This window comes from Enterocloster citroniae, assembly GCF_040545455.1.
GTDB classification, from domain to species: Bacteria; Bacillota; Clostridia; order Lachnospirales; family Lachnospiraceae; genus Enterocloster; species Enterocloster citroniae.
In genome coordinates this window covers 72,828-88,032 of the sequence record NZ_JBEPLZ010000019.1, presented here as the reverse complement: position 1 = coordinate 88,032, position 15,205 = coordinate 72,828, and the positions used below count along the sequence as shown (strand labels likewise).

Annotated in this window: 15 protein-coding genes; 7 read left to right on the top strand and 8 right to left on the bottom strand. The window is 52.8% G+C overall.

Annotated elements, in window-relative coordinates; all coding sequences use genetic code 11:
* Positions 1-6: 6 nt before the first annotated feature.
* The 6 genes from ABID13_RS20600 to ABID13_RS20575 all read right to left on the bottom strand — a co-directional run bounded on the left by ABID13_RS20600 (position 7) and on the right by ABID13_RS20575 (position 5,894).
* Positions 7-729, bottom strand: coding sequence for an ABC transporter ATP-binding protein (locus tag ABID13_RS20600; RefSeq protein ID WP_045092310.1), 723 nt, complete (start codon positions 727-729; stop codon positions 7-9).
* Positions 716-1,570, bottom strand: a complete 855-nt coding sequence (locus ABID13_RS20595) for an ABC transporter ATP-binding protein (RefSeq protein ID WP_045092309.1) — start codon at positions 1,568-1,570, stop codon at positions 716-718. The genes ABID13_RS20600 and ABID13_RS20595 overlap by 14 nt, the downstream gene beginning before the upstream one ends.
* A complete protein-coding gene (locus ABID13_RS20590) occupies positions 1,570-2,685 on the bottom strand; it encodes a branched-chain amino acid ABC transporter permease (RefSeq protein ID WP_007867306.1) in 1,116 nt (371 codons plus the stop codon). The genes ABID13_RS20595 and ABID13_RS20590 overlap by 1 nt, the downstream gene beginning before the upstream one ends.
* A gap of 10 nt (positions 2,686-2,695) precedes the next feature.
* Positions 2,696-3,577, bottom strand: coding sequence for a branched-chain amino acid ABC transporter permease (locus tag ABID13_RS20585; RefSeq protein ID WP_007867304.1), 882 nt, complete (start codon positions 3,575-3,577; stop codon positions 2,696-2,698).
* Between the two features lie 122 nt (positions 3,578-3,699).
* Positions 3,700-4,860: an ABC transporter substrate-binding protein gene (locus tag ABID13_RS20580; protein ID WP_007867301.1), complete on the bottom strand. Its 1,161-nt coding sequence runs from the start codon at positions 4,858-4,860 to the stop codon at positions 3,700-3,702.
* Between the two features lie 161 nt (positions 4,861-5,021).
* The gene (locus ABID13_RS20575; protein WP_045092308.1) at positions 5,022-5,894 is read right to left on the bottom strand and encodes an AraC family transcriptional regulator; all 873 of its coding nucleotides are present in this window, start codon (positions 5,892-5,894) and stop codon (positions 5,022-5,024) included.
* A 172-nt stretch (positions 5,895-6,066) separates the two neighbouring features.
* Here ABID13_RS20575 and dapF (ABID13_RS20570) point away from each other — a divergent pair, with 172 nt between their 5' ends.
* From dapF (ABID13_RS20570) to ABID13_RS20540, 7 genes are all read left to right on the top strand, one after another.
* Positions 6,067-6,927 (top strand): diaminopimelate epimerase, encoded by an 861-nt coding sequence (dapF, locus tag ABID13_RS20570; protein WP_007867296.1) that lies wholly within the window; start codon positions 6,067-6,069, stop codon positions 6,925-6,927.
* 149 nt (positions 6,928-7,076) lie between these two features.
* Positions 7,077-8,414: a type I glutamate--ammonia ligase gene (gene glnA, locus ABID13_RS20565; protein WP_007867293.1), complete on the top strand. Its 1,338-nt coding sequence runs from the start codon at positions 7,077-7,079 to the stop codon at positions 8,412-8,414.
* A gap of 41 nt (positions 8,415-8,455) precedes the next feature.
* Entirely contained in the window at positions 8,456-9,004 is a 549-nt protein-coding gene (locus ABID13_RS20560; RefSeq protein ID WP_007867290.1) for an ANTAR domain-containing response regulator, read from the top strand.
* A 19-nt stretch (positions 9,005-9,023) separates the two neighbouring features.
* Positions 9,024-9,854, top strand: coding sequence for a diaminopimelate epimerase (dapF, locus tag ABID13_RS20555; RefSeq protein ID WP_007867287.1), 831 nt, complete (start codon positions 9,024-9,026; stop codon positions 9,852-9,854).
* Positions 9,855-10,101: 247 nt separating this feature from the next.
* Complete coding sequence (locus tag ABID13_RS20550) at positions 10,102-11,322, top strand: LL-diaminopimelate aminotransferase (protein ID WP_007867284.1); 1,221 nt, start codon at positions 10,102-10,104, stop codon at positions 11,320-11,322.
* Positions 11,323-11,348: 26 nt separating this feature from the next.
* Positions 11,349-11,789: an Lrp/AsnC family transcriptional regulator gene (locus tag ABID13_RS20545; RefSeq protein WP_007867282.1), complete on the top strand. Its 441-nt coding sequence runs from the start codon at positions 11,349-11,351 to the stop codon at positions 11,787-11,789.
* 74 nt (positions 11,790-11,863) lie between these two features.
* Positions 11,864-12,646 (top strand): N-acetylmuramoyl-L-alanine amidase, encoded by a 783-nt coding sequence (locus tag ABID13_RS20540; protein WP_007867280.1) that lies wholly within the window; start codon positions 11,864-11,866, stop codon positions 12,644-12,646.
* Positions 12,647-12,800: 154 nt separating this feature from the next.
* Here ABID13_RS20540 and malQ read toward each other — a convergent pair whose 3' ends face one another.
* Positions 12,801-14,300 carry a 4-alpha-glucanotransferase gene (gene malQ, locus ABID13_RS20535; protein ID WP_007867278.1) on the bottom strand — a complete coding sequence of 500 codons (1,500 nt, stop codon included), beginning with the start codon at positions 14,298-14,300 and terminating at the stop codon, positions 12,801-12,803.
* Between the two features lie 59 nt (positions 14,301-14,359).
* Entirely contained in the window at positions 14,360-15,202 is an 843-nt protein-coding gene (locus tag ABID13_RS20530) for an endonuclease/exonuclease/phosphatase family protein (protein ID WP_007867276.1), read from the bottom strand.
* Between the last annotated feature and the right edge of the window lie 3 nt (positions 15,203-15,205).

Here is a 15,205-nt window from a genome sequence, read left to right as displayed (position 1 = left end):
CTTTTATTAACCCATATTTGAATTGCTTTTCTTTTTTCCCAGATACGCGGCCTTTACCGACTCGTCCGCCAGCAGCTCCCTGCCGGTACCGGTCAGTGAGATCCGCCCTGTCTCCAGCACGTATCCCTGGTCTGCGATGCGCAGTGCCATGTTGGCGTTCTGCTCGATGAGGAGGATGGTCACTCCCTGTTTATTGATCTCCTTGATAATATTAAATATATCCTGGACGATCAGGGGGGCCAGGCCAAGGGACGGCTCATCCATCATCATCAGCTTAGGATGGCTCATCAGAGCTCTTGCAACGGCCAGCATCTGCTGTTCACCGCCGGAAAGAGTGCCGGCCAGCTGCCAGCTTCGCTCCTTTAGGCGGGGAAACAGGTCGTAGACCCAGTTGATGTCGTCTTCCAGGGAATCGCTTCTCAGATAAGCGCCGATCTTAATATTTTCAATCACCGTCATGTCGGGGAAGACCCGCCGCCCCTCAGGCACCAGGGTGATGCCCTTGGCCACGATATCAGGTGTATCCATGCCAAGGAGTTCTGCATTGTCAAACTGGATGGAACCGCCGGAGGCTTTTACCAGGCCGGTGATGGAGCGCAGGGTGGTGCTCTTGCCCGCTCCGTTGGCACCGATCAGGGTGACAATGGATTTTTCAGGAACCTCAAAGCTGATTCCCTTCACCGCCTCGATCCCGCCGTAATTTACTCTCAGGTCTTTAATCGTTAACATCGTCACTCACCCCCAGGTATGCTTCAATTACTTTTGGATTGTTCTGGACCTCATCCGGTGTGCCCTGGGCAATGAGCTTGCCAAAATCCAGCACATAGATACGGTCTGATATCTGCATAACAAGATCCATGTGGTGTTCGATCATGAAAATGGTCAGGTGGTAATCGTCACGGATCTGTTTGATAAAATCAGTGAGGTCCTGGGTTTCCTGGGGATTCATGCCCGCAGCAGGCTCATCAAGGAGCAGCAGGCTGGGGCTGGTTGCCAGTGCCCTGGCGATCTCCAGGCGGCGCTGGAGGCCGTAAGGCAGGGAGGAGGCAGTCTCATCCTTCAGATGCACCAGGCCCTGCATTTCCAAAAGGCTGAGGGATTCATCCCTCATCCGTTTTTCCTCCGCGTGGTTTAGGCGCAGGGCGGCGGAAAATACATTTTGTTTTGCCCGCATGTGCTTGGCAATGAGTACATTTTCAAACACGGTCAGGTTGCCGAACAGACGGATGTTCTGGAAGGTCCTGGCAATCCCCAGCCTGGTAATCTGGTCCGGCGTCTTGCGCACCGGTGTCAGGGCAGTGGGCTCCACATCACCTGCATAGAGACGGCGCATCTTGCCCTGGGGCGTATCCGCCAGTATGACCTGGCTGTTAAAGGATACAGAGCCATAGGTGGGCTGGTAGATACCGGTGACACAGTTGAAGGCGGTTGTCTTTCCAGCGCCGTTGGGACCGATGAGGGCCACGATCTCGTGTTCATTTACATCCAGCGACAGTCCGTTCACAGCAACCACGCCGCCAAACTGCATGGTCACATGATCCATATGAAGTACATTCTTAATGGTGTCCATTACTGTGCGCCCCCCTTCTTTGAGGCTGAGGCCTTTTTCTTTTTCCCCTTTAGCTTATGGGGGATGCCCCTGATCAGGCGGAACAGCCCTTCCCAGGAAAACTCCTTGTTTCCCATGATGCCGCGGCTGTAAAAGAGCACCACTGCCATCAGCAGGATGGAGAAGATGACCATACGGAAGCCGGAACGGAACAATGGGATGTGAATACCGGCAATGGTCAGCGGATCGTCAAAGAAACGCAGTGCCTCGCGGCCGGCAGTGACCACAAAGGATCCCAGCACGCTGCCTGTCACGCTTCCGATGCCGCCCAGGACCACGATCAGCAGGATGTCGTATGTAAGGGCCACCTGAAAGGTCTTGGAATCAATGGAGCGCATGAACATGGCCAGCATTCCTCCGCCCACGCCTGTGAAAAAGGAGGAGATGACAAAGGAAAGCTCCTTGTAGTGGAACAGGTTGATGCCCATGGACTGGGCGGCGATCTCATCCTCACGGATGGATTTAAAGGCCCGGCCATAGGAGGAATTGATCAGCAGCATCATAAGGCCGATGCACAGGGCTGCCAGTCCGAATACCGCAAAGATATTGGGAAATCCCGGAATGCTCTTTAAGCCGTAGGAGCCGTTGGTAATGGTGTCAAACATGGGGGCTGCGATAAAGGCCCGGATGATCTCTGAAAATCCCAGGGTCGCAATGGCCAGATAGTCGCTCTTAAGGCGCAGCACAGGGATTCCGATCAGGGCTGCCAGCCCTGCTGCGGCCAGTCCGCCAAGGAGAAGGGCCACGGGAATGGGAAGCTGTACATTGGCGATCACAGGGGAAATGCCGCTTACATAATACACGCTGGCTCGGGAGCCCACCGGGATGGTGAAAATGGCCACAACATAGGCGCCAATGGCCATAAAACCCGCCTGGCCCAGGGAAAACAGTCCGGTAAAGCCGGTTAAAAGGTTCATGGAAACAGCCACCACCGCATAGATGGCGCTTCGTTCCAGAATGGATATCTGGTAGCTGTACTCCGCTTTGTCAGACTGAAGAAAGGCCAGGATGCCGATCAGCACGGCCAGGGCAATAATGGTATAAACTTTGTTTTTGTTCTTTGTCATATTTTTCATGTTGGCCACCTCACACTTTATCGGTTGTCTTCTCACCAAAGAGGCCGGTAGGACGGATGAGAAGCATAACGATCAACAGGATAAATGTAAATGCATCGCTGAAGGTGGACTGGCCCATGGCAACCAGGGCTGTCTCTCCAAGCCCCAGGATAAAGCCTCCGATCACAGCGCCGGGGATGCTTCCGATCCCGCCGAATACAGCTGCCACAAAGCACTTGAGCCCGGGCAGGGCGCCGGAGAACGGGAATACGGTCATACGGTCCGTGAAATAAAGGATGGAGCCGATGCCGGCCAGCAGGGAGCCGATGGCAAAGGTAAAGGAGATGGTTTTATTGATCTTGATACCCATCAGGGATGCTGTCTCATAATCCTTGGATACGGCCCTCATTGCCATTCCGATCTTGGTGTGGTTGATCAGGGCGATCAGCAGGTACACCAGGATCAGGGTCAGGACAGGGGTCAGAAAGGTCACGAAGGAAGCGGACAGTCCGCCGATCTGATAGATCCTTTTCAGGAAAGGGATCTCCGGATAGCCTTTTGGAAGGGCTGTGAACAGATAGGTGGCAAGGTTCTGCAGCAGGTAGGAAACGCCGATGGCAGAAATCATAACGGACATCCTTGGGGCGGAGCGCAGGGGGCGGTAAGCCACGCGCTCAATGGACACACCCAGTACAACGGTGACAAGCAGCGTCACCGGGATCGCGATGAACCATGGAAGACTTGCCATTGCGAAGATCATAAAATAACCTGCCATCATGAAAATGTCGCCGTGGGCGAAGTTGATCAGACGGAGGATGCCGTAGACCAGCGTATATCCAATGGCAATCAGCGCATAGGCGCCTCCAAGGGAAATACCGGTCAGGCACTGCTGAAGAAATGTTGTTAAACTCATAAGAGTCTGCCTCCTGTTTTTTAATAGTAGTATCCTGAATGGGCATAAATCGGTAAAGCTGGAGAAAGGCCGCAGGGCATTGGCTGCCGCCTGCGGCCTCTGTGTCATATGTAACTATGGTCTTACTCTACCGTTGTGGTTGTAAGGAACTGGAACTTGCCGTCCTTGATCGTCTTGATGAAAGCGATATCCTTGTTGGCATCACCTGTCTCGTTAAAGGTAATGCTTCCTGTGACGCCATCGATCTGGACACCCTGTAACGCGTCACGGATCGCGGATGTGTCAGTGGAGCCTGCTGTCTCAATTGCCTTGATGGCCGCCAGGTAGGAATCATAGCCCAGGGCGGATACGGCCGGAATGATATCCTCCTGCTTATTCTCTACCAGATACTCCTTAAAGCCCTTGATGAAAGAGGAAGCCTCGTCATTGGCCGGCTCGGCCTCGTCAAAGAAGGTGGAGAGCACAACGCCCTCGGAATCCTTGCCTGCATTCTCAATGATGGTTGAGTTCTCCCATGTATCACCGGCAGCAATGGTTGCGGTGATCCCCAGTTCCCTTGCCTGCTTGATAATAAGGGGGGCAGTGGTGATGGAGGAAGGAGCAAAGATGATATCAGGGTTAGCCGCCTTAATATTGGTCAGGATTGCCTTAAAATCAGTCTGGTTGGTCTGGAACTGCTCTTCACTCACGATATCGCCGCCTAATTTGGCAAATGCGTCCTTAAAGAAAGAACCCAGTCCTGAGGAGTAGTCATCGCCCAGCTGTGTGATCACGGCCGCGCTCTTCGCACCGTTTTGGAATGCGTAGTTGGCCATTACAGTGCCCTGGAAAGGATCGATAAAGCATACACGGAAGTAGTAGTCATTGCCCTCGGTTACCTGTGGGTTGGTGCAGGAACAACCGATGGCCGGAATCTTTGCATCTGCGAAAATCTGTCCCGCGGCAATGGACACACCGGAGCCATAGCTTCCCAGAACAACGCTTACCTTCTCGCTTACCAGCTTCTGGGCAGCATTGACAGCCTCGGTCTTGTCGGACTTGTTGTCAACCTCCACCAGCTCTACCTTGTAGTCTTCGCCGTTTATCTTTACAGTGGGATGGATCTTATTGGCATAGCGGATGCCCAGTACTTCCTGGAAGCCGCCGCCTCCGTTCTCTCCTGTGGTTGGCTCAAATACGCCGATCTTGATGACTTTGTCCTCCGCCTTTTTGCCGCATCCTGCAAGGGCGCCAACAGCCAGACATGCAGCCATGGTAATAGCCATGATTTTCCTGATTCTCATAATACATTCCTCCTGTTTTGCTTGATAGTTCATTGATCACAGCGGATTTGCCAGCGCGTGTTCATGCAGCAAAGACAACTGTCCTCAATGGGAAAACAATGAATATATTATAACAGATATTATAAAAATTTCAATGAATTTTAAAAAATACTTTATTATTTTTAGGTTTTTTTAGCACACATGGAGCGTTTGGGCAGCTCTCCAAAGTGCTGCTTGTAGGCTCTGAGAAAGGTGGAGTAATTGTTAAAGCCCGACAGATAGCAGGCCTGGGTTGCCCCCGTGCCTTCGGCCAGCAGGCTGCGGGCCTTTAAAAGGCGCTTTTCCGTGATATAGTTTCCGATGGTGTATCCTGTTTCCTCCTTAAATATGCGCATCATGTGGTAAGGGCTGACGCAGTTTAAGGCGGAAAGGCTGCGGATGCTCAGGTCCTCGCAGAGGTGTTCATTAATATAGGAGATGAGGCCTGACACACGGTAATTCAGGGCGCCGTTCGGAAGATACTGGGCATTATCGTCCAGAGACACACGGTTTAATTCCACCAGGAACTGAAGGCACAGCAGGCGGCAGTACAGGGGGCCTGCAAACTCCTCCTCCTGCCAGTTCTGGGCGTGTTCCAGTTTCTTTAGCAGGGAGATGGTAAGATGGCGGGCTTCATCCTTTAGCCGCAGCACATTGGAGTGGCGGTAGGCGGCGGTGGAAAAGCAGCTGTCCAGGGAGGAGGCGCCTTCCCGGTACCGGTCCAGAAAATCAGGAGACAGATACAGGATCAGCCGCTCATAGGGGGAGGAGGCATCCACCTGGGGGCAGTGGATCTGTCCGCGGTCCACCAGCACGATGTCGCCGGGACGGAGGGAATAGGATCGTCCCTCTATGATATAGGTCACATTTCCCTCCAAAAGTACCACGATCTTGAGAAAATCGTGGTAGTGGGGCTCATAGGCGCGCTGTACTTTATCTTTTATGTGGAACAGGCGGAATTCTCCCTGAAGGAATCCCTGCTTTGGGGTGGCGGACGGATCGCTGTTTATATACATGTAATTACCTCCTTTTTTATAGTATAAAATAAATACAGCAGGATTTGCAATATAAAATAGCAATATATCTATATAATTGTAAAAAAATGCCTGTTAAAATATAAACAGAATATGCTGATTGGTGACCCGGGAACGGGGCGACTGGTGCAGAAAAAATATGGAGGGCAAGCAATTGAGGATAACAGTTGAAAAATATCATGGACTTGGAAACGACTATCTGATCTATGATCCCAATAAAAATAAAATGGAGCTGAATCCGTCTAATGTACAACTGATGTGCAACCGGAATTTTGGCGTGGGCGCCGATGGGGTGCTGGAGGGGCCGGTGCTTGACAATGACAGGATCTCCATGGTGGTGTGGAATCCGGACGGAAGCGTTGCCGAAAAGAGCGGCAACGGGGTGAGGATCTTTGCCAAGTACTTAAAAGACGCGGGCTATGTGCAGAAAAAGGATTTTACCATCTATTCCCAGGGCGGTGAGGCGGCCATCCACTATCTCAACGAGGAGGGGACCAGGCTTAAGGCTTCCATGGGCAAGGTCTCTTTCTGGAGTGATGACGTGCCTGTGGAGGGACCCCGCAGGGAGATCATCAATGAGACCATGGTCTTTGGAAGGATCCCCTACCCTGTCACCTGCCTGTCCATCGGCAACCCCCACTGCGTCATTCTCATGGATGAGATATCAAAGGACCTGGTGTGCAGGATCGGGAAATATTCCGAGAGCGCAAAGCAGTTTCCGGAAAAGATCAATACCCAGATCATGAAGGTGCTGGACCGTACCCACATACAGACCGAGGTCTATGAGAGAGGGGCGGGCTATACCCTGGCATCGGGAAGCGGGTGCTGCGCAGCGGCGGCCGCAGCCTACCGCCTGGGCCTGACAGATCCCAAGATGGTGGTCCAGATGCCGGGCGGCACACTGGAACTGGAGATCGATGAGCGGGGCATTGTGCACATGACCGGTGATGTGGGGTATGTGGGCACCATTAAATTAGGTAATCATTTTACCGAACAACTTCGCGCATTAAAGTGATATTGGTGAAAACCACGAAATCATTAAATCGCATTGACAAATAAAATATCTGCTGATATATTTTTGTTAGTATTGAGGCGGGAGCGCCACAAAGCGCCCTGCCTTTTGTATTTTATGGTTTCACAGTCTGCAAGAGAGGGAGAGGAAAGATGAGCAAATACAGTAAGGAAGACATTGTCCGCATGGTGGAAGAGGAGGATGTGGAATTTATCCGTCTTCAGTTCACGGATATTTTCGGCATGCTTAAGAACGTGGCCATTACCTCAAGCCAGCTGAACAAGGCACTGGAGAACCGCTGCATGTTTGACGGGTCCGCCATTGAAGGATTTGTCAGGATCGATGAGTCCGACATGTACCTGTATCCGGATCTGGATACCTTTGAGATATTTCCATGGAGGCCCCAGCAGGGCAAGGTGGCAAGGCTGATCTGCGATGTGTATAACCCCGATGGCACGGCCTTTACCGGGGATCCCAGGAATGTGCTGAAACGGGCGGTGGAAAAGGCCAGGGATATGGGGTTTGTGTTTAACGTTGGGCCGGAGTGCGAGTTTTTCCTGTTCCATACGGACGAGGAGGGAAGGCCCACCACCAACACCCATGAGACTGCGGGATATTTTGACGTGTCCCCCATTGACCTTGCGGAAAATGTGCGCAGGGATATTGTGCTCAACCTGGAGGAGATGGGCTTTGAGGTGGAGGCCAGCCACCACGAGATTGCTCCGGCGCAGCATGAGATCGATTTCCAGTACACTGATGCCCTTTGCGCGGCAGATAATATCATGACATTTAAGATGGCGGCCAAGACCATTGCAAAGCGCCACGGCCTTCATGCCACCTTCATGCCCAAGCCCAAGGAAGGCGTCAACGGCTCCGGCATGCATATCAACATGTCCCTGTCGGATATGCTGGGAAAGAACCTGTTTGTGGATGACACCGATGCCCTGGGCCTGAGCGCCACTGCATATTACTTTATGGCGGGCATCCTCCACCATATGAAACCCATGACCATCCTCACAAATCCCCTTGTCAATTCCTACAAGCGCCTCATACCGGGATATGATGCGCCCATCTATATTGCGTGGTCGCCCACCTCCAACCGCAGTTCCCTGATCCGCATCCCCTCCCCAAGGGGAGGAAACACGAGGATCGAGCTGCGCTGCCCGGATTCCGCCATGAACCCGTATCTGGCCCTGGCCGCCTGCCTGCGTGCCGGCCTGGATGGGATTGAGAAAAAGATGGCGCTTCCCGCCTGTGTGGAGGGCAATATGTTCACCATGGAGCCAGAGGAGATGAGGTCCAGGAATGTGGAGCGCATCCCGGAGACCCTGGGAGACGCCATTGAGGCATATGAGGGGGATTCATTTATAAAGGGAGTGCTGGGGGAACATATTTACACCAAATACCTGGAGGCAAAGGAAAAGGAATGGCGTGACTTCAGGGCCCAGGTGACGGACTGGGAAGTAAGCGAATATCTGTATAAATACTGATTGCTTACTCTCAGCGGACAAGGGACTTGGAGGTGAGACATGTGACTAATATTATCGTGGCATTCTCCAAACCGGAGGATGGAAAGAATATAAAGGGGATCCTGGTGCGAAACGGTTTTCAGGTGGTTGCTGTCTGCACCTCGGGCGCACAGACCCTCTCGGCGGCGGAAGGCTTAAGCAGCGGTATTGTGGTAAGCGGTTACCGGTTCGAGGATATGCTGTATGACGAGCTGCGCCAATACCTGCCGGGGACATTTGACATGCTCCTTATCTCTTCGCCCAGCAGATGGAGCGGCCAGGCCCCCGGCAATGTCATCTGCCTGCCCATGCCTTTGAAGGTCCATGATCTGCTAAATACATTGGAAATGATGGTCCAGGCCCAGATGCGCTTTCGCAGAAAGATGCGCGGCAAGCCAAAGGAGCGCAGCGAGGAGGAGCAGAACCTGATCGCCCGGGCAAAGCAGCTGTTGATGGAGCGGAACAACATGACAGAGTCGGAGGCTCACAGATATATCCAGAAATGCAGTATGGACAGCGGAACCAATCTGGTGGAGACAGCCCAGATGGTGATCAGTCTGATCCATGTGTGAGTTTTGACGGGAGGGAACGATGAATTTTACAAAGATGCAGGGAATTGGAAATGATTATGTATATGTGGACTGTTTTAAGGAAAAAGTAGAGGAGCCGGGCAAGACTGCAAGGTTTGTCAGCGACCGGCATTTTGGGATCGGTTCAGATGGCCTGATCCTCATCTGCCCCTCGGATGTGGCGGACTGCAGAATGGAGATGTACAATGCGGACGGCTCCCAGGGCATCATGTGCGGGAACGGAGTGCGCTGCGTGGGCAAGTATGCCTACGACCACGGCCTTGTGCCAGCGGACCGCAGACAGATCACCGTGGAGACGCTGGGAGGGATCAAGAACCTGGATCTGGACATACTGGATGGCAGGGCGGTGTCCATCACGGTGGACATGGGTGAGGCTTTCCTCACTTCTGAGCTTCCCGAGGACATCACGGTGGATGGGACGGACTACCGGTTTGTGGGTATTGATGTGGGGAATCCCCATGCCGTCTATTATATGGAAGAAATTGACAGTCTTGATCTGGAGAAGATAGGACCGGCCTTTGAACTGCATGAGAGGTTCCAGCCCCACCGGGTGAACACGGAGTTTATCCAGGTGGTGGACAGGGGACATCTGAGGATGCGCGTATGGGAAAGGGGCAGCGGTGAGACGTGGGCCTGCGGTACCGGAGCCACGGCCAGTGTGATGGCATCTATCCTCATGGGGTATGTGGATGACCAGGTGCAGGTCAGCCTGCGGGGCGGAAGCCTGCAGATCCGGCTGGACAGGGGAACGGGACATCTGTTTATGACAGGTCCTGCGGTGGAAGTATTCAGCGGAAGTATTGACATACCACGGGAAATATATTATGATTGACAAAATGACTTTAGTCATTTAACACTTTAAACTACATGTAATCAAATACACACTCTCAGGGACCAAGGGCACGAAGATGTGCGGTTATGTCTCTGTACAGGTCCTGTGATGGTGAACATTTGCTGTCTTAGCGCCCTGTATGGAGCCAGGCGGGTTTCCTGGGAGCGTTTATGTTTAAGAGCGCATCTGCTCAGTGTTCTCCCGGGGATACTCCGAGAGTACACTTCATAACAAGGAGGAGCAAATTATGTTTAAGATCAATGAAAACTATCTGAAACTGCCTGGCAGCTATCTTTTTTCCACCATTGCCAAAAAGGTGGCGGCATATCAGCAGGCCAATCCGGACAAGACCATCATCCGCCTGGGGATCGGTGATGTGACCCTTCCCATTGTCCCGGCCGTGGTGGAGGCCATCCATAAAGCAGCTGACGAGATGGGACATGCCGAGACATTTCACGGCTATGCGCCGGATCTGGGATATGATTTTTTAAGGGAAGCCATTGTGCAAAAGGATTATATGGCATGGGGATGCCGGATATCCCCGGATGAGATCTTTATTTCCGATGGGGCCAAGAGCGACTGCGGCAATATACAGGAGATATTCAGCCCGGACAGCAGGATCGCGGTGTGTGACCCGGTGTATCCGGTGTATGTGGATTCCAATGTCATGGCCGGCCGCACGGGTGAATATGATGAAGCAAAGGGAATGTGGAGCAATGTGATCTATATGCCCTGCCGGTCAGAGAACCACTTTGTGCCGGAGCTGCCAAAGGAGACTCCGGATCTGATCTATCTGTGTAATCCCAATAACCCCACAGGCACCACGCTCACAAGGGAGCAGCTAAAGGTGTGGGTGGATTATGCCAACCGGATCGGGGCCGTGATCCTTTATGACGCCGCCTATGAGGCATATATAGCCGAGCCTGAGGTACCTCACAGCATTTTTGAGATCCAGGGGGCCAGGACCTGTGCCATCGAGTTCCGCTCATTTTCCAAGAAAGCGGGATTTACCGGCGTCAGGCTGGGATTTACCGTGGTGCCCAAGGACCTGATGTGCGGTGATGTGATGCTTCATTCCCTGTGGGCCCGCAGGCACGGCACCAAGTTTAACGGAGCTCCCTATATTGAGCAGAGGGCGGGGCTGGCCGTGTATTCAGAGGAGGGAAACAGGCAGGTCATGGAACAGGTGGCCTACTATATGAGGAACGCCAGGGTCATTTACAATGGCCTTAAGGAAGCGGGATATATGGTTTACGGAGGCGTAAACTCCCCTTATATCTGGCTTAAGACAGAGCAGGGGATGACCAGCTGGGAATTTTTTGATCATCTGCTGGAACAGGCCAATGTGGTGGGAACTCCGGGAAGCGGTTTCGGCCCCAGCGGGGAAGGATATTTCCGGCTTACCGCATTTGGAACCTATGAAAATACAGTGGAAGCAGTGGAGAGGATAAAAGCCCTCAGAAAATAGAACTGCCAAGGGAGGAACAAGAGAGTATGGATGATATTGACCGCAAGATCCTGAAGCTGTTACAGGCCAATGCAAGAATGTCCCTGAAGACCGTTGCAGAGAACACATTTCTGTCTTCGCCCGCCGTATCCGCCAGGATCGAGAGACTGGAAAAGGAGGGGATCATAACCGGATATCACGCCATGGTGGATCCCATGAAGCTGGGCTACCACATTCTGGCGTTTATCAACCTGGATGTGGTTCCGGAGGACAAGCCGAAATTCTATGCCTACGCAAAGGAAGTGCCCAATGTGCTGGAGTGCAGCTGCGTTACGGGAGAGTATTCCATGCTGATGAAGGTGGCCTTTCAGAGCACCATGGAGCTGGATATGTTCATAGGGCAGCTGCAGAAGTTTGGAAAGACAAGCACGCAGATCGTATTTTCCACGCAGGTAGGTCCCAGAGGGGTGGATGTGGACGAAATTTAATTAAGGTTTTGTCAACATTTGTCTCACCTTCACATATGGTATAATGTAGAGTCATATGTGAAGGAGAGTCTGATATGGCAGACCTTAAGAGAGTGATTATAGATGCCGGACACGGCGGTGTGGAGCCTGGAGCCATGTTTAACGGACGGCGGGAAAAGGATGATACCCTTAGGCTGGCTCTTGCAGTAGGACAGATACTGGAAAATAATGGAGTGGACGTGGTTTATACAAGGACCACCGACACCTTTGATACGCCACTGGAAAAAGCGCAGATTGCCAACCGGTCGGGGGCTGATTATTTTGTCTCCATTCACCGCAACGCCATGCCGGTGCCCGGCACTGGAAGCGGTGTGACTACATTGGTGTATCAGGACGAGGGCGTGCCGGCCATGCTGGCGGAGAATATCCAGCGCAACCTGGTGGAAACCGGATTTAACGACCTGGGGATCCAGGAACGGCCGGGACTCATTGTGCTGCGCCGCACCCAGATGCCGGCCGTGCTGGTGGAGGCAGGATTTATTGACAATCCACAGGATAATCAGTTTTTTGACGAGAATTTTGAAGCCATTGCCCAGGCCATTGCGGACGGCGTGCTCCAGACCATACGGGAACAGGAGCAGCAGCGCCCGGAGTATTACCAGGTGCAGATCGGGGCATTCCGAACAAGGATGCCTGCGCAGAGACTGGTGGATGAACTGCAGTCCAGGGGATTTCCTGCCTTTATGGTCTATGACGATGGCCTGTACAAGGTCAGGGTGGGAGCATTCCTTAACATGGATCATGCGGTCCAGATGGAACGGAATCTGCGCAATATGGGATATCCCACAATGCTTGTCAGGGAGCGGGCCATCTATTGACAGGGCAGCGCGCGTATGCGGTCACGGTGCCGGGTATATGATATTAAATGATATGGAACGATATGGAAAATGCTGCCGCAAAACGGTTGATCAACTGTTTTGCGGCAGCATTTTCATGTGTTTGTTTTTACTGTTAAATGCTGTCCCTGGCGGTTTACCAGTTCCAGCGTCCGTACCGAAGCGTGACAGCCCCTATGGTTTCTAAGAGCGCTTCCGTTACCTGGCCTGGCAGCAGGCGCCATTTCCAGTTTTCTCCAACTGTGGAGGGGGTGTTGATGCGGCATTTATTGTCCAGCCCCATATAGTCCTGAAGGGGGATGATACACAGCCTGGCCTGGCTGCGCATGATCAGGCTGATAAAGGACAGATACAATCTGTTTTCCGGAGTGTAAAAGTCGCACAGATAGTCACGGGCCAGCTTTCTCTCCTCAGGGGTGATGGAGCCGTACCAGCCTGTGATGGTCTCATTGTCATGGGTGCCTGTGTAGGCCACACAGTTTTCCGGGTAATTGTGGGGCAGATAATCGCTGGCACAGCCCGAATCCCTGGAATCAAAGGCAAATTCCAGGACCTTCATGCCCGGGAATCCGCTGTCATATACCAACCGGCGGACGGAATCCGTCACATATCCCAGGTCCTCGGCTATGATCTCCTTTTCGCCCAGTGCCTGTTTGACTGCCTGGAAAAATTCAATCCCCGGCCCCTGCTCCCAATGGCCGTCCACAGCCGTATCAGAGCCGGACGGGATGGAGTAGTATTCATCAAATCCACGGAAGTGGTCGATCCTTACCACGTCATACAGTCTGTAGCAGTAGGACAGGCGGCTGATCCACCATTGGTATCCGGTCTGCCTGTGATATTCCCAGCGGTAAAGGGGATTGCCCCAGAGCTGGCCTGTGGCGGAGAAGCCGTCCGGAGGGCAGCCCGCCACAGCGGTGGGCACATTGTCCTGGTCCAGCTGGAACAGTTCGGGATGAGCCCAGGCGTCCGCGCTGTCCATGGCCACATAGATGGGGATGTCGCCCACAATGCGTATTCCCTTTTTGTTGGCGTAGGATTTTAGTTGGTTCCACTGTTTGGAGAACAGATACTGAAGGTACTGGTGGAACTCGATCTCGTAGTACAGCTCCCTGCGGTAGTAATCCAGCGCATTCTGCCAGCGAAGCCGGATATCCTCAGCCCATTGGGTCCATGCCCTGCCTCCAAACCTGGATTTAACTGCCACGAAAAGGGCATAGTCCTCAAGCCACCATCTGTTTTCTTCCAGGAAGTTTTGAAACTCCGTGTTCCGGCTGATGTTGCTGCGTTCATAGGCCTTTTGCAGCAGGGGAAAACGCGCCTCATATATTTTAGCATAGTCCACGGCGTCCGGTGTTTCCCCAAAGTCCGCTTCCTCACACTCCTGCCGGGTAAGGACTCCTTCTTCTATCAGGTCCTCCAGGCTGATAAAGTATGGGTTTCCTGCAAAGGTGGAAAAGGACTGGTAAGGGGAGTCACCGTAACTGGTGGGTCCCAGGGGGAGTATCTGCCAGTAGGACTGGCCAGCTTCCTTTAGCTGGTCCACGAACTCATAGGCCTCCTTTGAAAAACAGCCGATCCCGAACCTGGAAGGCAGGCTGGCAATGGACAGTAAGATTCCGCTTTCTCGTTTCATTTATTCCGCACTCCTTTTTGTGGGCAATGCCCTGGTTGATTTTATGGGCAATGCCCAGGTCAATATTCGATCATGGTCCCAAAATGGTCAGACACAACAGGATAAAAGGTTCCGTTAAAGATGGTCCGGCTGGTCCTGACACGGAGAGGCCGGTCAGTCCAGATATAGTCGATGCGCATTCCCGGAATATCACCCCGTTCCTTCCAGCCGTCAATGGCATGGCTGACCGTGATCCCGCTGTCTTTGTCATCCGCCATATCATAGCTGTCATGCCAGCCTGACCGTAACAGAAGATCCCGCCCTTCTCCTTTTATATGGGAAGGGGAGTTAAAGTCGCCCATGAGCCAGGTCCTTGAGCCGGCAGAGCGGGGGAGGTTTTGGCTGATCCTTGCCCACTGATCCTGGAATGGCTCTTCACCGTCATCCCACCATCCCATGTGTACACTGTAGAAATATTCCCTGCCCCAGGGAAGGTCAAGAGAGATCCCCAGGATCTTTCTTGTCTTCCAGTTGGAATAGTCATGGATACCCGTAATGTAAAACTGATGTGTGTCTGAGACAGGAAAGCGGCTGAAAACAGCCAGGCCTTCGTCATATTTGCCGTAACCTGTTTTTGCCCCGCACCAGGTCCACTGGTAAGGGATGCCGCGGCTGGCGAACATGCAGGCCAGTCGGAATCCATGGTTATCCTGCCTTATACCGTTTTCACAAGGCATACAGGGAACATATCCGCACTGTTTCAGGGTCTGCAGGTCAACCGGGGAGGAGGTCTGGGTCTGATTGACTTCCTGAAGGGCGATTATATCAGGCTGTTCTTTCCATATACCCCCGGCAAATGCCAGGAGTTTGGATTCATAGTCTGTCTCTTCCAGACTGTGTGTGTTTAGAGTCAGGAGTTTCATATG